Source organism: Chitinophaga sp. 22620 (genome assembly GCF_052044405.1).
In the GTDB taxonomy this organism is placed as follows: Bacteria; Bacteroidota; Bacteroidia; order Chitinophagales; family Chitinophagaceae; genus Chitinophaga.
In genome coordinates this window covers 510,082-530,631 of the sequence record NZ_JBQEMV010000002.1, presented here as the reverse complement: position 1 = coordinate 530,631, position 20,550 = coordinate 510,082, and the positions used below count along the sequence as shown (strand labels likewise).

General features: G+C 51.9%; 22 protein-coding genes. 2 read left to right on the top strand and 20 right to left on the bottom strand.

Annotation, left to right across the window (positions count from 1 at the left end):
* Window position 1: 1 nt before the first annotated feature.
* The 14 genes from ACTJIK_RS11950 to ACTJIK_RS11885 form a co-directional block, all read right to left on the bottom strand.
* Window positions 2-1,135, bottom strand: a complete 1,134-nt coding sequence (locus ACTJIK_RS11950) for a beta-ketoacyl-[acyl-carrier-protein] synthase family protein (RefSeq protein WP_440646582.1) — start codon at window positions 1,133-1,135, stop codon at window positions 2-4.
* Window positions 1,132-1,557: an acyl-CoA thioesterase gene (locus ACTJIK_RS11945; RefSeq protein ID WP_440646581.1), complete on the bottom strand. Its 426-nt coding sequence runs from the start codon at window positions 1,555-1,557 to the stop codon at window positions 1,132-1,134. Before ACTJIK_RS11945 ends, ACTJIK_RS11950 begins: the two co-directional genes overlap by 4 nt.
* A 25-nt stretch (window positions 1,558-1,582) precedes the next feature.
* Entirely contained in the window at window positions 1,583-2,236 is a 654-nt protein-coding gene (locus ACTJIK_RS11940; protein WP_440646580.1) for a hypothetical protein, read from the bottom strand.
* Between the two features lie 3 nt (window positions 2,237-2,239).
* Window positions 2,240-2,662: a 3-hydroxyacyl-ACP dehydratase gene (locus ACTJIK_RS11935; RefSeq protein ID WP_440646579.1), complete on the bottom strand. Its 423-nt coding sequence runs from the start codon at window positions 2,660-2,662 to the stop codon at window positions 2,240-2,242.
* A complete protein-coding gene (locus tag ACTJIK_RS11930) occupies window positions 2,659-3,498 on the bottom strand; it encodes an LpxL/LpxP family acyltransferase (protein ID WP_440646578.1) in 840 nt (279 codons plus the stop codon). The genes ACTJIK_RS11935 and ACTJIK_RS11930 overlap by 4 nt, the downstream gene beginning before the upstream one ends.
* Before the next feature lie 62 nt (window positions 3,499-3,560).
* A complete protein-coding gene (locus ACTJIK_RS11925) occupies window positions 3,561-3,818 on the bottom strand; it encodes a phosphopantetheine-binding protein (protein WP_346318679.1) in 258 nt (85 codons plus the stop codon).
* 116 nt (window positions 3,819-3,934) lie between these two features.
* A complete protein-coding gene (locus ACTJIK_RS11920; protein WP_440646577.1) occupies window positions 3,935-5,155 on the bottom strand; it encodes a beta-ketoacyl-[acyl-carrier-protein] synthase family protein in 1,221 nt (406 codons plus the stop codon).
* Between the two features lie 65 nt (window positions 5,156-5,220).
* A complete protein-coding gene (gene fabG, locus ACTJIK_RS11915; protein ID WP_440646576.1) occupies window positions 5,221-5,955 on the bottom strand; it encodes a 3-oxoacyl-ACP reductase FabG in 735 nt (244 codons plus the stop codon).
* 25 nt (window positions 5,956-5,980) lie between these two features.
* Window positions 5,981-7,558 (bottom strand): HAL/PAL/TAL family ammonia-lyase, encoded by a 1,578-nt coding sequence (locus tag ACTJIK_RS11910; RefSeq protein ID WP_440646575.1) that lies wholly within the window; start codon window positions 7,556-7,558, stop codon window positions 5,981-5,983.
* A gap of 228 nt (window positions 7,559-7,786) precedes the next feature.
* Entirely contained in the window at window positions 7,787-9,073 is a 1,287-nt protein-coding gene (locus tag ACTJIK_RS11905) for a hemolysin family protein (RefSeq protein ID WP_440646574.1), read from the bottom strand.
* A gap of 24 nt (window positions 9,074-9,097) precedes the next feature.
* Complete coding sequence (locus ACTJIK_RS11900) at window positions 9,098-9,832, bottom strand: ZIP family metal transporter (RefSeq protein WP_440646573.1); 735 nt, start codon at window positions 9,830-9,832, stop codon at window positions 9,098-9,100.
* Window positions 9,829-10,404 carry a phosphatase PAP2 family protein gene (locus ACTJIK_RS11895; RefSeq protein WP_440646572.1) on the bottom strand — a complete coding sequence of 192 codons (576 nt, stop codon included), beginning with the start codon at window positions 10,402-10,404 and terminating at the stop codon, window positions 9,829-9,831. Before ACTJIK_RS11895 ends, ACTJIK_RS11900 begins: the two co-directional genes overlap by 4 nt.
* Complete coding sequence (locus tag ACTJIK_RS11890; RefSeq protein WP_440646571.1) at window positions 10,404-11,153, bottom strand: class I SAM-dependent methyltransferase; 750 nt, start codon at window positions 11,151-11,153, stop codon at window positions 10,404-10,406. The genes ACTJIK_RS11895 and ACTJIK_RS11890 overlap by 1 nt, the downstream gene beginning before the upstream one ends.
* Window positions 11,154-11,166: 13 nt before the next feature.
* Window positions 11,167-13,146, bottom strand: coding sequence for an LTA synthase family protein (locus ACTJIK_RS11885; protein ID WP_440646570.1), 1,980 nt, complete (start codon window positions 13,144-13,146; stop codon window positions 11,167-11,169).
* Between the two features lie 196 nt (window positions 13,147-13,342).
* On the opposite strand from ACTJIK_RS11885, the gene glmM reads away from it, so the two are divergent.
* Both glmM and ACTJIK_RS11875 read left to right on the top strand, forming a co-directional pair.
* Complete coding sequence (glmM, locus tag ACTJIK_RS11880) at window positions 13,343-14,725, top strand: phosphoglucosamine mutase (protein WP_440646569.1); 1,383 nt, start codon at window positions 13,343-13,345, stop codon at window positions 14,723-14,725.
* 120 nt (window positions 14,726-14,845) lie between these two features.
* On the top strand, window positions 14,846-15,973 hold the full coding sequence (locus ACTJIK_RS11875) for a cysteine desulfurase family protein (RefSeq protein WP_440646568.1): 1,128 nt from the start codon (window positions 14,846-14,848) through the stop codon (window positions 15,971-15,973).
* An 81-nt stretch (window positions 15,974-16,054) separates the two neighbouring features.
* Here the strand turns inward: ACTJIK_RS11875 and ACTJIK_RS11870 are convergent, their stop codons facing one another.
* The 6 genes from ACTJIK_RS11870 to ACTJIK_RS11845 form a co-directional block, all read right to left on the bottom strand.
* On the bottom strand, window positions 16,055-16,243 hold the full coding sequence (locus ACTJIK_RS11870) for a hypothetical protein (RefSeq protein ID WP_440646567.1): 189 nt from the start codon (window positions 16,241-16,243) through the stop codon (window positions 16,055-16,057).
* 4 nt (window positions 16,244-16,247) lie between these two features.
* Window positions 16,248-16,826, bottom strand: a complete 579-nt coding sequence (locus ACTJIK_RS11865; RefSeq protein WP_440646566.1) for a hypothetical protein — start codon at window positions 16,824-16,826, stop codon at window positions 16,248-16,250.
* Between the two features lie 97 nt (window positions 16,827-16,923).
* A complete protein-coding gene (locus ACTJIK_RS11860; RefSeq protein ID WP_440646565.1) occupies window positions 16,924-17,616 on the bottom strand; it encodes a LytR/AlgR family response regulator transcription factor in 693 nt (230 codons plus the stop codon).
* A complete protein-coding gene (locus ACTJIK_RS11855) occupies window positions 17,591-18,910 on the bottom strand; it encodes a sensor histidine kinase (RefSeq protein ID WP_440646564.1) in 1,320 nt (439 codons plus the stop codon). Before ACTJIK_RS11855 ends, ACTJIK_RS11860 begins: the two co-directional genes overlap by 26 nt.
* An 85-nt stretch (window positions 18,911-18,995) precedes the next feature.
* Window positions 18,996-19,289: a DUF4907 domain-containing protein gene (locus ACTJIK_RS11850; protein ID WP_440646563.1), complete on the bottom strand. Its 294-nt coding sequence runs from the start codon at window positions 19,287-19,289 to the stop codon at window positions 18,996-18,998.
* 20 nt (window positions 19,290-19,309) lie between these two features.
* Entirely contained in the window at window positions 19,310-20,332 is a 1,023-nt protein-coding gene (locus tag ACTJIK_RS11845) for a Kelch repeat-containing protein (RefSeq protein WP_440646562.1), read from the bottom strand.
* Window positions 20,333-20,550: the final 218 nt, after the last annotated feature.

Sequence of the window (20,550 nt, the reverse complement as noted above, 5' to 3'; positions counted from 1 at the left end):
TTTACAATGTCACTTTACTGAACACCATTGCGGCATTACATCCCCCGAAACCCGAGGTTGTTTTGAGGTAATGCGCCATGGGCCGTGGCTCTAATTGACTGCTCACCATCAATGGTTGGCTGGTTCCGGATGAGGCAAAGCCGGCAGTGGGTATCACTACTTCTTCCTGCATGCTGTACATGCCGACGATCGCCTCTATGAGCCCGGCCGCACCAAGAGTGTGGCCGTAATACCCTTTAAGGCTGTTCACCGGCACCTGCTGCAGGCCCGAGAGATGGAACGCTTTCGCTTCCATTTCGTCGTTGTACAAAGTAGCGGTACCGTGCGCGGATACAAACCCGATGTCTGAAGGCTGAACGCCGCTCTGCTGCATGGCCGTGGTAATGGCGGCAGCAAGCTCGGCGCCTGTTCTGGACGGGCCTGAAATATGGTTGGCATCGTTGCTGGAAGCTCCCTCGCCGAGGCGGATGGCTTGTTTCCCCGGCAACAATGTTTTGTTCCTGGTTAAAATAACGGTGGCAGCGCCTTCGCCAAGCGTAATGCCTTTCCTGTCCGCGTCAAACGGGCGGCAGGGCTCGTCGCTCACGGCCTGGAAGGACTGGAAGCCGGATAACACGAATTTTGTCATCAGGTCCGCGCCGCATACCACGGCGTGGTCGTACCGGCCGGAGCGGATCATCCGCTGCCCGATCAAAATGGCCAGCAGGCCGGAGATGCAGGCATTGCTGACCACTACGGGGCGGTTGGCGGCGCCGAAATATTCCGCTGTCCTTACCGCGGTATTGTGCAGTTGCATAGGCCCGATATCAGCGCCCAGCCCCTGTTCCAGCAGGGCGATATTGCCCTTGGTGGTAGAAACAATAAAAGCCGTGCGTTTGTCGCGCAGGCTGATGCTGGTTTGCAACAGCGCATCCTGTATGCTCAGGATGAGCAGCTGCTCGAACTTGGTGTGGCCTGAAAGGCCGGAAGCCGCTACCAGCGGTTGCAGCAGCGCGTCCGGTATCACGGAGGCAAAGAACCCGCCGGGCTGGCGGCTGATACCGCTCTCCCCTGCGCGTACCCGTTCGAAATTCTCACGGGCGGTTGTTCCCAGCGGCGAAAGGATGTTTCCCGCAGCTACAAAAACCTCCATCATATCAAACCCCACTGCTTTTTCCATTCCGTAAAGAAGGGCGGAACGGTAAGTTGTAACATGGACCCTTCTTTGTCCAGGAAAACCTGTATGGAAGAACCGGTGCACACCACTTCGCGGGTTTCCGCGTTGTAAAGCGTGTATTCAAAACGGATCTTGGCGGCTTCTGTATGCACGTAGCGGGTTTCCACCACTACTTTGTCCCCATACCGGAGCGGCCGCTTGTAATTGCATTCCACGTTCACCACGGGCACTGTGTAGCCGTGGCCGAAAATGTCTAAATAACGCAACCTGTATTTGCTGCCGAATGCCTCGCGCCCGTCTTCAAAATACCGGATGTAGTGGCCATGCCATACAATTCCCAAGGGATCGGCTTCGTTGAACCGGATCAAAACTTCAGCACTCTCGCTCAATACAGGTTGCATGTAATTTTTTATACTGATTGATGAATTATCCGCCGTAGGTGGATTTCCATTCTTTGTATTTTTTCTTCTCGATCTCGTCTATGATGTCTTTCACACCGCTGAGATATTTGTTGGCCAGGCCGAACGTAATGCCAATACGGCCGCCCAGAGAGCCTTCCACGCGTTCGGTGAACAGCACTTTTTTGGCTCCCATGTCCACAAGAGTTACGTAGATGGAGATCTGTTTTTTGGTATTGTTCATACCGTCTGCCACAAAAAGCAGGCCCAGTCCGGTTTTCCCGTTAAAGTCGAAACCTTTTACCAGCGCCGTTACGTCTTCGGGTTTTAATGCCTGGTAATCGTCGGAGTTGTCGGATTTGATATCATCCTCGTCGATCTTTGCATTTCTTTTGTTTACCGGGCCTATGTCTGTGCTCACCTCGCTCCTGTTGAAAGCCTCGGCGATCGTAAACTTTTTGGCTTCGTTGACTACTTTCTGATTAATGCTGGCGTAGTGTACCTCAGGAATGTCGTCGGTTTTGAGCGCTGCGTCACCAATGATCTTTGATTTGGTGAAATCGATTCCCAGGTAAGTCAGTTTTACTGACTTGTCAAATACGTCCTTAGCGGTTTGTGCGGTTACTGTGGTTACTGTCAGCATCATTGCCACAACGGGCAGAGCCAGGTGTTTGATTTTCATTGCTTATTTATTTTGGGACACAAAAATCTTCATATCGCATTCGGCCATAAGGCGGCCGTTCTGCTTCACTGTACCGTGGATCACCGTTGCGTTGAACACTTCGTGCTCTATCACGATCTCCGTTTCGAGGCTGGTGCCGGCGAGCGGCAGCTCCAGTATCTCGAGGTTCTGGATAGCGCCGATGAAGCCGAGGGGCACGGGTACATTGTGCATTTTGGCGAGATACCCGATGCGCGCGGCGGCGGTCTGCGCGATGTTTTCCACCAGTCCTGGCGCCATGAAAGTGCCGTTCTGCACAAATACATTATCCTCCGCGATATCGAAGCCGGTGCGGATGTTCTTCTCCCCTGCTTCCAGCAGGCGGCTGATCATAACGATCGGCGGGCGCTGGGGAATGTATTCCGTGATATCTTCTTTATTGATCATGGGTGTTCTGGTATATCAGTCTTTTTCGACCAAAAATCATAATAATTGAACCACTGCAGCGGGTACCGCCGCACTTTCTCTTCCATTACCTCCACAAAATCCTGCATGGATGCTTCCAGTCCGCCCTGTTTGGCGCCCTGGTAGGTCTTTGGCGGGGTTGCGTACAGGTGATAATGCGTACTGGTTTCCTTAAATGCAAAAACGAACGAAACGGGCACCCTGAAGGTGGAAGCCAAAAGGAACGGGCCAACCGGGAAGCGCGCAGCTTCTCCGAGAAACGGCATTCCCGCTGTTTTATTTCCCTCCAGGAAGCGGTCCGCATGCATGCATACCAGCTCCTGCTTGCTCAGCGCGTCGTGGATAGCGTAAATATGCGATAAATCGTCCTTTAAAACAATTACATTTACATTCCTCCCCCCGGTTATTCCCTCCAGGTAATTTTTGATCCTTTCATGCTCCCCGTCGAACATCACGATGTTGATGCGGGTCTGCAAACGGGTGAACAGGTGCCCTGCCACTTCCCAGTTACCCAGGTGGGCGCTGAGCAGGATGCCCCCCTTTCCGCCGGAAACCACCTCGTGAAGGTGCTCTTCCCCGTCGAACTGGAAGGTGAACCGGTTGGGAATGCCCGCCATGACCACTATCTTGTCTATCAGCGTCTGCCCGAACACGTAATAGTTGCGGTAAACGTTGATCAGCGAGCGGAAACGGCTGTAGCCGGCCTTTTGATGAAAATACTGGTAAATGGATCTGGTGGAACGATAGGAGAAAAGGCAGTAATACATTGCAACAAATCCCAGGAGAAAATAAGCCGGCTGCACTCCTCCATATCGCAAAACACCAATAAATATCCGATACCCCAGCTTATTTCCTTTGGACTTACCCTGCCAGGATGGCATTATACCAACTCTTTTTGTTTAACACGGGCAATTACATAATCATAGAAGTCCTGGAAGGTAACAATACCCTGGAAGTCTTCCGGTTTAACCTTAAAACCGAAGTTGTTCTCAATGGCTACCACCAGGTCTATATAGTCCAGGCTGTCCAGCTCCAACGTGGCCTTCAGATCGGCCCCGGGGGTGATGCTCTCCGGGGCAACTTCAAATTCCTCCGCCAGAAAAGCATTCGTTCTTGTGATGATCTCGTTAATTTCCATAAAAAAGTGTGTTCCAGATATAGGTTGATTAGACAAATAAGCATTCCCGTTCTTTAATGGGGCTATGCTTCGGCAAAATTATGCAAATTATGCCCATAACCGCAGCATACATCCTATTATTGCCATTTCCTGACTACAAGAGAAGAGTTTGTTCCCCCAAAGCCAAAAGAATTAGACAAAAATATATTAAAATTTTTATTAATTGTATTCGTGATGATATTTAATCTGGCGGAATCCTCGTCGGGGTTCTCAAAGTTGATGTTCGGGGCGATAAAGTCGTTCTGCATCATCAGCATGGAGTAAACGATCTCGCTGGCGCCGGCCATCCAGCACTCGTGCCCGGTCATGCTTTTGGTGGAGCTGACGGGGGTTTTGGCGCTTTCGAAGATGGCTGCCAGGGCTTTGGCCTCGCTGGCGTCGCCGGCGGGGGTAGAAGTGGCGTGGGCGTTGATGTAGCCGATATCGGAAGCGTTGAGGCCCGATTCGCGGAGGGCCATTTCGAGGCTGCGCATCGGCCCGTCCACACTGGGATTGCTGATGTGGGCGCCGTTGCTGGAGAAGCCGTATCCCAGCACCTCGCCGAGGATGGGGGCTCCCCTGCGCTGGGCGGATTCAAGGCTTTCGAGTATCACTGTAGCCGCGCCGCCGCTGGGCACCAGCCCGTCCCGGTCCCGGTCGAAGGGCCTGGAGGCTTTGGTGGGCTCGTCTTCCTTCACGGAAAAGGCCGCAATGGCGTCGAAGTTGCCCATGGCGTATTTGTTCACTTCCTGCGCGCCGCCGCAGATCACGGCATCCTGCAAACCGTTGCGGATGAACATATAACCGAGGCCGATCGCATGCGAGCCGCTGGCGCAGGCCGCGCTCACGCTGAAATTCACGCCTTTGAGCTTGAAGATGGTGGCCAGGTTCATGTTCACGGTGGAGTTCATGGTCTGGAACACGGACCCCGAGCCCACCAGCATGGTATCCTTTTTTTCGCGGATGATGTCGGTGGCTTCTATAATGGGTTTGGCGGAGCTGTCGTTGCCGAACAGCAGGCCTACTTCCCTGGTATCAATATAATCCTGGTCCATGCGGGCATTGGCAAGGGCCTCGCGGGTGGACATATAGGCGTATTCCGCCTGTTCGGGCATCATCAGCCGGGCCCGGCGGTCCAGCAGCCCTTTCAGCTCGGGGCGGGCCACATAGCCGGTGAGGCCGGAGCGGTAGCCGAATTGCTTGCGCTCCGCATCCAGCACTATGCCGGAGCGGCCCTGGAACAGCGATTCCCGGACCTCTTCCAGGTCTTTGCCGATGCAGGAGTAAATGCCGATACCTGTTATCACTACTCTGTTCATGCTCGTTGATCTTTGTATGCCGCCAATTGGATGCGGGCCAACAATGTTTTATTCAGTTCTGTGGATCAGGAATAAAGGCCGCCGTTGATGTTCAGCACCTCTCCTGTGATGTACGACGCTCCTTTCGAAGCGAAGAATGCCACTGCTTCGGCCACTTCTTCCGCCGTTCCGAAACGCTGCATGGGCACCATGGCGGATAATTCCTTTTCAGGAAGGCCTTCCGTCATATCGGTCCTGATAAAACCGGGTGCAATGGCGTTCACTGTCACATTACGTTTTGCCACTTCCTGCGCCAGCGCTTTGGTGGCGCCTATCAGGCCGGCTTTGGCGGCGCTGTAGTTCACCTGCCCGGGTGTGCCTTTCAGGCCGGACAAGGAAACCATGTTCACAATACGGCCGTAACGCTTCAGCAGCATGCCGGTAAGCACCAGCTTGGTTACGTAAAAGAACCCGTCGAGACTGGATTCCAGCACGCTCTTCCAGTTTTCCGTGCTCATCTGGAACATCATCATGTCCTGCCGGATACCGGCATTGTTCACCAGCACTTCTATCTGTTTGTCCTTATTCGCGTCTATCCATGCGCCCAGCACATTCTGCACTTCTTCTTCCTTCCCTACGTTGAATTGCATCAGGGTACCGTCTGACCCTTTTGCGCGGACAGCCGCCAGCGTTTCTTCCGCGGCAGCCGTATTGCCTTTATAATTGATCAGGATATGATATCCCTGTTCCGCCAGTTTGATACATACCGCCCTTCCTATTCCCCTGGAACCTCCTGTTACTAGTGCGCAGTTATTTGCCATTAAAATTTTCGTTTATTCTCTGCTGTTATTGTACGGGTGATGATTTATGTTTTTTCTCCACGGCAGGTTCCGTCAGGGAAGGTTCATGGCGCATCAGATAGGCTTTGATCTTCTGTACATCATTATAGCGCGGAGCGTCTTCAATAAATTTAGGGAAAATCGCCCTGATGTCCTGGTATATCTTGTACGAGAAGCCGGCCAGGCGGTCCTGGCAGCCCAGGTAATCCACGGCCTGCAACAGGGTCATTACCTGCACAGTGAGCACTTCAAAAGTGTTCTCAATTACCTTGTATGTCATCTGCGCCGCGTTGCAGCCCATGCTCACGATATCCTGGTTGTCATTGTTGTTCGGGATGCTGTGGATATACATGGGGAAGCTGAGGGTCTGGTTCTCAGCCACAGTGGAGGTGGCGGTGAACTGTACGCCCTGCATGCCGAAATTGAAGCCCAGCTTGCCCAGGTTCATGAACGGGGGGAACTTGTGGTTCAGCTTATCGTTCAGCAAATAGTTCAGCTGGCGCTCGCTCAGCATGGAAAGCTTGGTCATGGCGATCTTCACCTTGTCCATTTCCAGGGAAATATAATCGCCATGGAAGTTGCCGCCGTGGAACACGTTCTTCTGCCGGTGGTCCACCACGGGGTTGTCGCTCACTGAATTCAGCTCGCCCACCACGATGTTCTCCGCATGCACCAGGGTGTCATAAATGGGGCCCAGTATCTGCGGCACGCAGCGGAGGGAATAATACTCCTGTACTTTATCTTTAAATATCTCTTCTTCCAGCTCTTTATAAAGGTGATCGGGCCGGTGGCGGATCATTTTGCTGCCTTTCAGCATGCCGCGCATCATTTCCGCCACTTTGTTCTGCCCGTTATGTTTTTTCACCACGTTCAGCTCGTAGCTCAGGTGATCGTCGAACGCTTCCACTACTTCGTTGATCATGGCGCTGAGACTGCAGCTCCAGAGCAGCAGCTTGCGCGCTTCGATGATGTTCACCAGCGCAATACCGGTCATGGCGGAAGTGCCGTTGATCACAGCAAGGCCTTCGCGGATGCGCACGTCCAGCGGCTTAAGGTTGAGCCGGGCGAATATTACCGCTGCTGGATGGATCTCGTCTTCATACAGCACGTTTCCTTCGCCGATGAGCGCATGGGCCAGGTGCGCGAGCTGCACGAGATCGCCGCTGGCGCCAACGCCGCCGTGCTCATATATACAAGGGTAAATGTTGTGATTGATCATGTCGCGCAGGAGGTGCACCAGGTCTGTATGTACGCCGGAATAACCCTGCATGAAGCTGCTGAGGCGCGCGATCATGAGGCTCTTGGTAAGCACGGGAGCCAGGCATTTGCCGGCGCCGGAGCTGTGACTGCGGATGAGGTTGTATTGCAGCTGGAAAGTGTCCTGTTCGGGGATGCGGTATTGCGCCATCGGGCCAAAACCGGTATTTATACCGTAAATGAGCTTTTTTGATGAGAATTTTTCCAGGAACTCAAAGTTGTCATTCACATTTTTAACAGCGGCTTCGTCCAAAACAAGCTCCTCCCCTCCAAACAGTACTCTATGCACTTCTTCCAAAGAAAGCACCTTACTTCCAAGTACGACCATTATCTTAAATTAAATTATTTGTTTATGTAAAAAAGTGCTCAAAAATAGTATAAAGACGGATTTTTTTTAATATCCCCTATAAAATTTTTATCACTGATAACTTTACTGTTACCGGCTTGGCATTCAACTAGTTTTAATCGCTGTTGCAGGTTTTCCGTTCTTTCGGTTAAGTTTCGGCTTTAAGACACGTAAAAACGCTGCCGGACAGCGTTTTCTGATGTAAATGTATTACTCTTCCGCTATATTTTCAGGGGGAGTCACTAATATTTTATCAATGCGGTGGGCGTCCATGTCTACGATTTCAAAGGTAAAGTCCCTCCATTCCAGTTTTTCGCCTGTCTGGGGTATGTGTTCCAGGTGGTGGAGGATAAAGCCGGCGAGCGTGTCAAATTCCTGTTCGAACTCCGCCATGAGGTCCTGCATGTCGAATTCGCTAAGGAAATCATAAAAAGGTATCTGAGCGTCAATGAGATACGAACCATCGTCCCGTTTCACCATGTTGTAATCGTCCTGGCCGGTTTCGGGCATATCGCCCACAATGGCCTCCAGGATATCGTTCAGCGTGATCATTCCAAGGAAAGTGCCGTATTCGTCCACGATAAACGCGGCATGGATCTGGGTTTCCTTGAATTTTTCCAGCACCTGGTAGGCGGTGTTGTTGTCCGGGATGAAAAGGGGCTTCCTCATCACGTCTTTCAGCACGGCCAGGTTGCCGGCGGCGTACAGGTCCTTGATGGTGAGAATGCCTTTGATATGGTCTATCTGGCCTTCGCAAACGGGGTAAACGGAGTGCGGGGCGGCTTTGATCTTGCGTTTATAGCTTTCGCCGTCCTCATGGATGTCCAGCCAGATGATGTCCGTCCGGTGGGTCATGAGGGAGGTGATATTGCGGTCTCCCAGGTGGAAAACGCGCTCGATGATCTCCTGTTCTGTTTCCTCTATGGCGCCTGATGAGGTGCCTTCGCTGATGATGGCCTTGATCTCTTCTTCCGTCACATTGCTGTCCGACGAGCGTTTGAGCCCGATAACCTTCACCAGCACGGTGGTGGAGCGGCTCAGCAGCCAAACGAAGGGGAAAGTAACCCGGGAGATGAAGTTCATGGGTTTGGCCACCAGCTTGGCGATCAGCTCTGGGTTGGCCAGCCCGATCCTTTTGGGCAGCAGTTCGCCCAGCACGAGGGTGAAGTAGGTGACGCAGATAACGATCACGGCTGTGGCAATGCCGTTGGCGTAGGGCGCCAGAAGCGGCCAGTTGGTGAAAAAGAGCTTTACGTCTTCTTTCAGCTGTTCGCCGGAGTACAAACCGGTTAAGATACCGATCAGCGTAATGCCGATCTGTACGGTAGACAGGAACGTATCCGGGTTATTGGATAATTTAAGAGCGGCTTTGGCTTTATCGTCCCCTTGCCTGGCTGCATTCTCAAGCCGCACTTTCCGTGCGGAAACCAGGGCTATCTCCGCCATTGAGAAGATACCGTTGAGCAAAATAAGGACGAGGATAATGACGACTTCCATAATATTAAGCCTAAAAATAATTAATTATTCAAATATCAGTGTAACAAAAGCTAAAGCAAGGCCGGCGGCAATGGCCAGCACTTTCTGACGGCTTAGTTCATGATGTTTGGTACCGCTTTCGTAAAAGATGGTAGTGGAAATGTGCAGGAACGCACCTACAACCAGCGCCACCAGGTAAACCAGCGAATTTGTGACTACTTCAAATTCCCTGCCCAGCTGCGCAGCCAGTATAGCGGATAAAGGAGTGATCAGCGAAAAGATAATGAGAATCTTCCACAATTGCGTTTTGGACTGGTGCGCGTGCATCATTACAGTGATGAGCGTGAGCGCTTCCGGCACTTTATGCGCCATTACTCCCAGCATCAGCGAAGGAAGGGCGGATTGATCCTCGTAGTTGAATCCCAGCGGGATACCTTCCATAAAAGCATGTATGCTCAGCCCGACCAGCAGCGGCAGCACCGCTACATGGTGCTGGTGGCCTGCCGCAGGCAGGTGGGTGTGCCCATGTTCCATACCGTGGCTCAGCTGCTGCAGGAAAACCTGTAAAAAGAAGCCCAGAACGATATAAATGCCCGCGGAGTGGTCCAGCTCCTCGTACACTTCCGGGAGAAGGTGCATAATAGTGATCCCGAACAGGAATGCGCCCGTAAATGCCAGCAGGTAGATAGGCAGGCCGGGATGCACCCTTTTGAAAAGCATGGGGATCATACCTCCGCCGATGGTGGCGGCCAGTATCAATATCAGGTATGTTAAGTTCATGTTGTCTGTTCCGGTTCCAGTCTTATTCTTCGTTGAAAAAATCCTCCGCTCATCGTGCCCGCCAGCATTCCCAGTAAAGCGCCCCCCACAATGTCGAGCGGGTAATGCACGCCTACATATATCTGGGAATAACATATCACCGCGGCCCACACGAAGAACAGCCAGGCCCATTTCCCGATCTGCGGTCTTAAAGTTATAAAAGAAAACATCGCCAGCCCGAAATGGTTGGCGGCGTGAGAGGATGTAAAGCTCCCGCTCCTGGGATAATACTCCACCAGCACCCGTACGTAAGGGGCTATCACCGGGTCGTTCCCCGGCCGCAGGCGGCCCACCAGGTTCTTGAAGAACATGCTGGACTGGTCTGTAATGGCGAAGGTGATGATGAAGAACACGATCCAGAAAAAGCCCTTCCAGCGGAAGTTTAACGGCACAAATACGAGCAGGAACAGGTAAAGCGGCGCCCAAACGTAGGGCTCCCGCATCCAGGGCAGCAGGAAGTCAAAAAATCCGTTCGTCCATCTGCCGTTAATATAAAAGAACAGTTTCAGGTCCCAGGTAAGCAGGTCGTTCATCAGCCAATTGGTTTTTGTGCAATGAGGATGAGCCTCGGAGAGTGCTCCTCATCGAAGATATTGAAATGATAGTCGCCGAACACATCGGTGATCTGCAATCCCTGCAGTGCAAACATCTCTTCAAAGTCCTTCCGGCGGAAGGCGCTCACACTCTCGGCGAATGTGGCCCGCAGCAATTGTTTTTTATCGAGGATGTGGATCTTTTTGAGGAATTTCCCGCCCTCCATTTCCCGGTGGATGTCAAACACCACATGGTCCAGCTCTTTCACTTCATTTTCCACCAGGTGGGCGGCGGCGTATACGCTGTTGAGGTAGTCCAGCACGAGCTTCCCGCCCGGCTTCAGGCTGTTGGCAAGGGTACGCAATGCATTATCGTTCTCATGGCGGGTCTCGAAATACCCGAAGCTGGTGAAAAAATTGAACACCAGGTCGAAGTAATTGATCCTGAACGGCAGCCGCATATCGTGCTGGAAAAAGCTGAGATGGTCGTTCTCCAGCTTGCGGGCGGCCGCAATACTTTCTTCGGAGAGGTCGATGCCGGTTACGTTGAACCCTTTGTCTGCCAGGAACTTGGCGTGCCGGCCCCTGCCGCAGGCCACGTCCAGCATGAGGGCGCCGGGCGCGGGGTGCAGGTATTCCACCAGTTTGGCAATAAAAGAAGAGGCTTCCCTTTCATCCCTGTTGCTGTACAGCAGGTGATAATAAGGTGAATTGAACCAGTCTTTGAACCATTGTTTCGGAACTTCCATTCGCTGCGCTGTGTTATCTCGGTTTCTTATTGTTAAACATCAAATATCGGGAGCTTTCGTAAAAACCCCGCGTTAATTTATCGAGGGCGGCCGCTGTTTCGGGATGTTTTTCCTTTACATCCCTTAACGGATCGGCCTTCAGGTCGTACAACCGCATGTCGCCGGATTCAAGCCCGATCTCGCAAAGATACTGCTGCCCCTGCAATGCGTAAAACGATTGCAGGTTGCGGGTGTAGGTGATGAAGGCATAACGTTCACCCCTGTACGTGGTGGTATCCAGCATATCCACGCCCATGGTGTAATTGGTGAAAGGGAGGCCGGCCAGCTTTGCCACGGTGGGATACACGTCCAGCAGGCTGCCCATGCGGCTGATCTTCTGCGGCCTGAGCAGCTTCGGGTTGTAAATGATGCAGGGAACATGATCCACGAAGGTCCCCATTTCGTATTCAGGCAGCGGCATGTGTTTGAAAGGATTCAGCCGGGCGCTGTGGTCGCCGAAGAACACGAAAATCGTATTGTCCAGGTAACCGCTCCGGGCGGCCCTTTCCATCAGGTAACCGATGTTGTAATCCATGTACCGCAGGGCGTTCAGCTGGTCTATGGACAGGAAGCCGCTTTTTTTGAAAGCCGCCATATCAATGTCTTTCTCCGTCACTCTCTTAAAATCCCCTTTGCCTTCGGTGGTCGTGTAAGGTTCGTGGTTATCCGCGGTCTGCAGGTAGGCGATGAACGGCTGTTTGCGGTCGTGCGCGGCCTTAAATATCTCGTCCGATTCGGTAATGAGGTCGAAGTCGGACACGCCCCACACGTCTGCTTTCGGCGCTTTGAAATACCCCTCCTCGAAGATCCTGATGCCTTCCACGTTGTTGGTGAAAACGGCGCGGATATTGGCCCAGTTGGTGTTCCCGCCGAGCAGGTAATATTTTTCATACCCGTCGAACTGGTCCATGATCACCCGCTGATCCACGATGCCCGGGTGGCGGCTGGCGGTTTTGAACTTACAAACGTCCGGCAGGCCCGTGGTAACGCCGAATACTGTTTTGGCGGTGCTCATGGCGGGCACATGGAAGTCTGTGAACAGCAATCCCTGGTCCGCCAGCTTTTGCAGGTTAGGCGTGGCCTGCATGGGATTGTTGAACATGCTCATCATCGCCGCCCCGCCCGATTCCAGCATCACGATGATCACGTTCTGGCGGGGTTTGGTACTGTCCGCGGAAAAGCTCCGCGCATAGTTCAGCTTGTCCGCATCGGGATGGTCCACCCCCAGGTATTCCGCGATGGGCGCGTAATATTTGCGGGTCTTTTCGCGGTCGAACGTATCATCTTTCACGGAAAAGCTGGAAATGAAGTAGGTGATGGGGTTGAGGGCGAGACTGGTGATCCCGTTGTCTCTCGTGAACATCGCCTGGCTCCAGCGAAGCGGGAAGTAGGCCATGTTGCCATAGATACCCAGGCTGAAAAGCAATACCAGCGCCACTACCCAGGCGGCAAAACGTTTGGGCCGGAGAGGAATGCCTTCTTTGCCGGCATAACGCCGGAAAATATTCCTCACGCTCCAGTTCACCAGCAGCAGCAACAGCCCGATCCCCAGCAGGCCCCACACTACGGGGTAACTTTCCCACAGCATCCGGGCATTGGTGCCCCTTTCACCTGCCGCCAGGAAGCGCGTTACGGAAGGATCCACGCGGATGCCGAGGTAGCTGTAATGCCCCAGGTCTATCACGTAAAAAACGGACAGCAGCAGATATATTATAAAAAAATACCAGTAATTGATCCGGCGGAGCGCCCCGGTACCGAAAAGCCGGTCGCGGGCAATGACCGCTATAAGGCCCATGGGGATCATGAGCACGAGCGCGAGCCGCAGGTCGAATCTCAGGCCCAGGCCCCAGGCTCTCAGGATCACCGCGGAATCGCGGATGGTGCTGGTAAGGAAGAAGCAGTAGAAGATCACGCGCCAGAGAACCAGGAATCCGAAAAGGTACAGGGTTTGCATAAAGATATACCGGATGTACCTGGGTATACGCGACCAAAGATGACTCATTATATTATATTCTCGTTAAATTTTATACGTAGCTGCAAATATAGCCTAATTGCGGCAACAAGCATTTAATGCTTTGTTCATAGCAAATTAACGGGTGGGATAAAGTTCTAATCGACTATCTTTGCTGTCCTAAAAAAATCCAACAATTGTGGCACTGATTAAATCAATTTCGGGCATTCGTGGAACGATCGGCGGTAAGCCGGGAGAAGGCCTTTCCCCTCTTGATGTGGTGAAATTCACTGCCGCTTATGGCACCTGGCTGTTGAAGCAGAACGCCGAGAACAGGAAGGTGGTGATCGGCCGCGACGGGCGTATTTCCGGGGAAATGGTCAAAAACCTCGTGGTATCCACATTGAACGGTTTGGGTATCGACGTGGTGGACCTGGATCTCAGCACCACCCCTACGGTGGAGATCGCCGTAACCATGGAACAGGCTGCGGGCGGCATCATTCTCACTGCCAGCCATAATCCCAGGGAATGGAACGCGCTGAAGCTCCTGAACGCCAAAGGCGAATTCATTTCCGGCCCAGACGGCGCCGAATTGCTGGACATTGCAGCCAGGGAAGATTTTGTGTTTGCAGATGTTTCAAAGCTCGGTTCCTACCGCACAGACGATTCTTACCTCCAGAAACATGTGGACCTCGTGGTGAACTACCCGCTGGTAGACGTTGCCGCCATCAAAGCGGCCGGCTTTAAAGTGGTGGTGGATGCGGTGAATTCCACCGGTGCCATCTTCGTACCGGCGTTGCTGAAGGCCCTGGGCGTGGCAGAAGTGACCGTACTCTTCGACGAGGTGAACGGCAAGTTTGCCCATAACCCCGAACCCCTCCCCGAAAACCTGACGGCCCTTTCCAACGAGGTGAACAAATCGCAGGCAGACTTCGGCATTGCCGTGGATCCTGATGTGGACCGCCTTTGCTTTGTATGTGAAGACGGCAGCATGTTCGGCGAGGAATATACCCTGGTGGCGGTGGCCGACTATGTGCTGAAACACAGGAAAGGCAACACCGTAAGCAATCTCAGTTCTACCCAGGCTTTGAAGGATATCACCCTCAGGAACGGCGGTGAATACCATCCTTCAGCCGTTGGCGAAGTGAACGTGGTGAACCGCATGAAAGCCGTGAATGCCGTGATAGGCGGCGAAGGCAACGGCGGCATCATTGTGCCGGACCTGCATTACGGCCGCGACGCGCTCATCGGCATCGGGCTGTTCCTCAGCCACCTGGCGCAGAGCAAAAAGACCATCAAAGCCCTCCGCAACTCATATCCCGATTATTTCATTTCCAAGAATAAGATCGAGCTGGACAAAGGGATCGACGTGAAAGAGATCTTCGAAAAGATCAAAGGTAAATACAAGAACCAGCCCCAGAACACCGAAGACGGCCTGAAGATCGAATTCGACAAGGACTGGGTGCACCTGCGCACGTCCAACACAGAGCCCATTATCCGTATTTACGCGGAAAGCCAGAATGAGACCACGGCAGACAACATTGCACGCAAGATCATGCAGGATATCAAGGAATTTATATAATTCCTATAGACTTAAATATACATGAGCGGATGACGGAACAAACCGTCATCCGTTTTTGTTTATGGCTAATTCCGTAAATTTGTGGCACTTTTTAGTCAAAAACCAAACCACCGCAAGAAATTGGAAAGGATCTACTTCGACAATGCCGCCACCACGGCGCTTGACAAGGCAGTATTGGATACCATGCTGCCTTATATGACCGAAAAATTCGGCAACCCGTCCTCCATTTACTCCTATGGCCGGGAATCCCGTCTTGGAATCGAAAATGCCCGTAAAACCGTTGCAAAGATACTCGGCGCCCACCCCGGTGAGATATTTTTCACCTCCGGCGGCACTGAAAGCAGCAACACTGCCATCGCGGCCGCTATCCGCGACCTGGGCTGCCGCCACATCATTTCCTCCCCCATCGAGCACCATGCCACCCTGCATACGGTGGAGCATGCCGGGCATAAGGAAGACGTGAAGGTATCCTGGGTGAAGCTGCTGCCTGACGGCCACGTGGATATGGACGACCTCCGCGCGCTGCTGGCCGGTTCCAAAGAGAGAAGCCTGGTATCGCTCATGCATGCCAACAACGAGATCGGCAACCTGCTGGACCTTCATGCAGTGGGCAACCTTTGCAAGGAATACGATGCGATCTTCCATTCCGATACCGTGCAGACCGTGGGCCACTACCCTTTCGACCTGCGCAACACGCCCGTGCATTTCATCAATGGCGCCGGGCATAAGTTCCATGGCCCGAAGGGCGTGGGCATCCTGTACATCAACGAGAATGTGAAGATCACGCCTTACATCCAGGGTGGTTCGCAGGAAAGGAATATGCGCGCCGGCACTGAAAATCTCTACGGCATCGTGGGTTTTGCCAAAGCGCTGGAACTGGCCACCGAACACTTTGAAGAACACAGCAGCTATATCAACGGCGTGCGCCTGTACATGGCAGAGCAGCTGCAAAAACATATTCCGGGTGTCAGCTTCAACGGCGACCTTTATGGCCGCAGCCTTTACACTGTGCTGAACGTTTCTTTCCCCAAGTCCGAAAAGAGCGAAATGCTCCTGTTCAACCTGGATATCAACGGCATCTGCGCCTCAGGCGGCAGTGCGTGTACCTCCGGTGCGGATGCAGGCTCTCACGTGATCCGCGCCATCAACAACGATCCGAACAGGGTTGCGGTGAGGTTCTCGTTCTCAAGGCATAATACGAAAGAAGAGGTGGATAAAGTGGTGGAGAAGCTGAAGGAGTTGATCTGAATGATCTGATGAGATATTGAAGGAACCGCTTTGGTGTAGTGCTGAAGCGGTTTTTTTATTGGTGGAAAAAGAATAGGCGCCTTACCAGGCGCCTATTTTATGTGCAACTTTTTTTATTTCCTTCCAGGCTTCTACAAAAAAACTAAAATCAACCCCTTCTGTTACGTATTCAGGTTCAGGAGTTAAAATTTCGACATTGCCCATCTCAGGTAAATTAACCCGGCGACGGAGTGTTTTCTTGTCCTGTAATTTATTAGAATTCCTTTCCATAAAATTACATTTCGCTAAAGTTAATGATTTTTTCAATTATACTAATCGGCTGCTTGTGATCTTTCGCCTTTCGAACATGAAAACCCAAACAAACAAGGTAGGGCAGCGTTGCAAATATCGCAAATGAAAACGCCCAGCTGTAAAACCTGCTCTTTCGTTTGTAAATTACGTTGTTCCTGCTTACTACACTCTCCAGCTCATAAATGTATCCCGCCTTTAGCCTGGAATCTGTATTTGCAGGATCATTCCCCTCTTTCTCGTATTTTTCCTTGTAGACCTCGTAATAGATCCTGGGCTCTGTGAGGTATACGACATCCACTGGTGTTAGCAGCTTAATCGTAAAAAAAACAGAACACAAAAGGAACGCAATAAACAGGTAAAATGCAACATGATGAAGCCAATAGCATTCATCTTCCGTAAAAAACAGTGATTGAATAATCGGAATGAGGAAGATTGCAAATGCGGAATAAATTACCAACAGTACTGTGAACTTCTCTACATACCGGTGGTAAGCATTCGAATACTGTTCCATTCTTTTCTCATTCAATTCAATGATGTAGTCAAAGTCATAAAATGATGCCATAAGTGTATGCGGTTTTTCTATCTATAAAGACAGCAAAACCACACACAAGGGTGACCTCATTTTCACATATTTGTTTTCGCGATGGCATACATTATCATCATGAGTATCGTGTGATCACATCATAGAACCTGTCCCTGTATCCCTCGCTGATCGGGATGGATTGATTGGCGATCATCACCGTATTCCGTTCCACCGAATTGATCTTATTCATCGCCACCAGGTAGCTGCGGTGCACGCGCATGAACTTATCTTTCGGCAGGCGGCTTTCGAACGACTTCAGGCTTTTGAGTGTAAGCACCGGCTGGTGCGCAGTGTAGATCTTGATGTAATCTTTCAGCGCCTCGATGTAGAGGATGTCTTCGAGGTTGATCTTAATGATCTTGTACTCTGTTTTTACAAAAATATAATCCGTGTCCGCAGCCTTAGGCTGCAGCACGCTCAGGTATTCCTGCGCACGTATCACCGCTTTCATAAACCGTTCGAACGGGATCGGCTTCAGCAGGTAATCCACTACATCCAGCTCAAACCCGTCCAGCGCATACTCTTCATAGGCGGTGGTGAATATTACCATAGGCGGATGTTTCAGTGATTTCAGGAATTGTATGCCGGTGATGTCCGGCATTTTAATGTCAAGGAAGATCAGGTCCACGGTTTCCTCCTGCAGATATTTCAGCGCAAGCGCAGCGCTCTCAAAAGTTTTCAGCTGCATGGGAACGGGCGCCTTCGCGGCAAAATCGGCAATGATCTCCAGAGCCAGCGGCTCATCATCCAACGCTAAGCACTTCATCATGTTTCAACGCAATTTTAAGGTCAGCAATATATTCATCTCCATGCTCGCGGACAGTTATGGTATGTGCATCATTATATAATAAACTCAACCGTTTGAGCGCATTATTCAATCCAACTCCCCCTTTCTCCGCCACACGTTGTTTAAAGAGCCGGTTGCGCACCACCAGGTGCAGCACCCCGCCGGGTTCTATGTGCAGGCGGATGTTGATGAATGCTTCTTCCCTGTAGCTGATCCCATGCTTGAAGGCATTCTCCACGAAGGGGATCAGCAGCATCGGCGCAATCTCCAGTCCCGCCGGATCGCCTTCCTGGCTAAATTCCACGGGAATGTTGCGCGTCATGCGTAAGCGTTGTATATCTATGTAATCCTGTAAATACCGCAGCTCGCTGCCCAGCTGTACCTTGTCTTCATTGCTCTGGTAGATCATATACCGCAGGATGTTGGACAGCTTCACCAGCGCATGTTCCGTTTCCGGAGAGCGGCGGTGGGCCAGCGAATAGATCGTATTCAGGCTGTTGAACAGGAAGTGCGGGTTGATCTGCGATTTCAGGAATTTCAGCTCGGCGTTCAGGTTGGCCAGCTTCAGTTCCTCCCTTTGTTTTTCACTCTTGAACCATTCCAGCCCTATTTTGATGAACCCGCTCATGAAGAGCATCAGCAAGGTAAAAGTGGCGCTCTTGCGGAAGATCTCCGGGAAAAAGAAATGCCGGATAAAAATACTATCGGCCAGCGGCAGCGGCATAGCAGGCTGCGCCATAGCGGAATCCGACGGACCTATGCTATCCGTAAATCCTACGGTTGTTATCACCGGCCGGCTGTTGCGGTAGCTGGTGATCACATGTTTCCGCCATCCCCGCGGCACAACGTGCATAGACGGCGCATCATCCAGTATCGCGCCGCCCCTGATCAGCACCCTTTCGCCCGGAGGCATCATCATTCCCGGCGAGGTCATGGCCATTCCGAAAGCGCCTGCTCTCACGGTCATGATCCTTTTCATGAACTGGTATTCCACCAGCGCCTGCTGCACACCGATGAACAGCAGCGACAGCAGCACGAACCCTATATAGATACTGATCCGTTTCAACGTGAAGAAGCGCGGGATCAGCACATAAATATTCAGGTAAAAAAGCCCGATGATAAATAATGTGTTGATGGCCTCCTTAAGGTAAAAGAAATGATCCTCCACCCTGATGCGGTATATAAAGAAAGGGAACAGGAAAAGGCAAAGCCACGCAGCCACGTGAACGGCCACCAGCACTAATTTATTCCTGAAAATATGCCTGATACTGATCATAGGTGTGAATCGGCGATAAACTTACTCCACATACTCTTAAGCAAGTGTTAAAAGAGTTGCCGAGACTCTTAAGCAAGTGTTAAAGTTACCGTGTGAGCTGCAGGCTGTCCACCTCCCGCATGCTGAGCGAGGGGAACCTGCGGTTCTTCAGTTTGGATAATACCAGCTGGCCTGTCCGTTGCGCGTCGCTCCTGCTTTTGAATGGATGATAACCAGGAATCGCGGGGATATATTCCTGGAAGATGAGCGGTTTCCCTTTTTTTGTGATCCTGTAAGCCCATCCATGCTGCGTTTTTTCCGTGGTGAGCCGCAGTATTGACTGCCGGCGGCATGCCAGCAGTGTCAATACAATGGCTGCGAATAAGCATAGTTTCCTCATAAGTTGCGTTGGCTTGAATATCAATCGTCCTCGTTATATTCCGCTTCGGGATCGAAGCTGTAAAGATCATCGAAGTAGGACCCGCTGCTGCGGCCGGTAGCCAGGTACAGTACGTTCCCCAGCGTGAAGCCTACGGCGCCCGTTCTGGCTACGCCTTCAAACTCCCTTCGTTGTATCCACATATCGGTAACAGGATTGTACTCCCAGGTAAGCACTGAATTCCCTCCTTTGGTGCCGGTGCTGATGTAGGCCTTGTTGTTCTTCACAAATGCGACGGCATTGCTGCATGAGATGTCGTAATCGTCGTCATAATCCTCGTCGTCGTTGGTGTTGGCTATTTCACGGAGCTCTACCCAATCGTCCTGGTCAGGATTGTACTCCCAGAAATCGATCTTATTCTCACTGTTGTTCACACCGGTAACGATATATGCCTTGTCCTGGATCACAAACGCGGCGGCTTCGGTACGTTTGGAACCTTCGAACGATTGCATCGGGTACCATCTGTCTTCACCGGGAACATATTTCCATACATCCTTCAGCGCACCGTCATTATAGCCGGTGGCCACATAACCGTTTCCTTTCACCGCGAAGGCCACGGCATCCTTGCGGGACAGGTCCAGGGCGGGATTGGGACCAATAAGCTTTGCTTTCTTTTCCCAATACCCCTTCGAAGGCGTGTAGGCCCAGAAGTCGTTCAGGCGGTATCCCAGCTCGTTCTGACCCGTGCCCACGTAGGCGGTCTGCCCGATCACCATAGCCACGGCGCTGGTGCGCGCATCGGCATCGGCGGGCAGGTCCGCGATCTGCGACCATCCGCTGCGCGGCGTGTACTTCAGGAAATCGCGCAAATAATCTTCCCCGTTAAAGCCGGTACCCAGGTAAGCGGTATCCCCTATCACGAACGACACGGCCTCAGCCCGCGGATCGCCTGCCAGTTCAGACAATTCCACCCAGTTGCCGACCTCGTCGTCGTCATCGTCGTCTTTGGAACACCCGGCCAAAAGGCCTGCGAGTATCCAGCAATAAATTCTTGCTTTCTGCATACAATAGTTTTTTTTAACACGGCCAAAATTATCCGGGGAACTGTTATGGGTACTTTAAAATAGACGGACAATGGGCATTTAAGGACGAATAAGCGCTTTTCGTCTGCCAACCCTGCCGTTTTGCCGCTTTGCCCGCAAACCGCCTTTATTCGTCTTAAAACACCACTCGCCGGGAAATAACCGGAATTGACCGGTAAAAAGTCAGGGCCTGCATATTA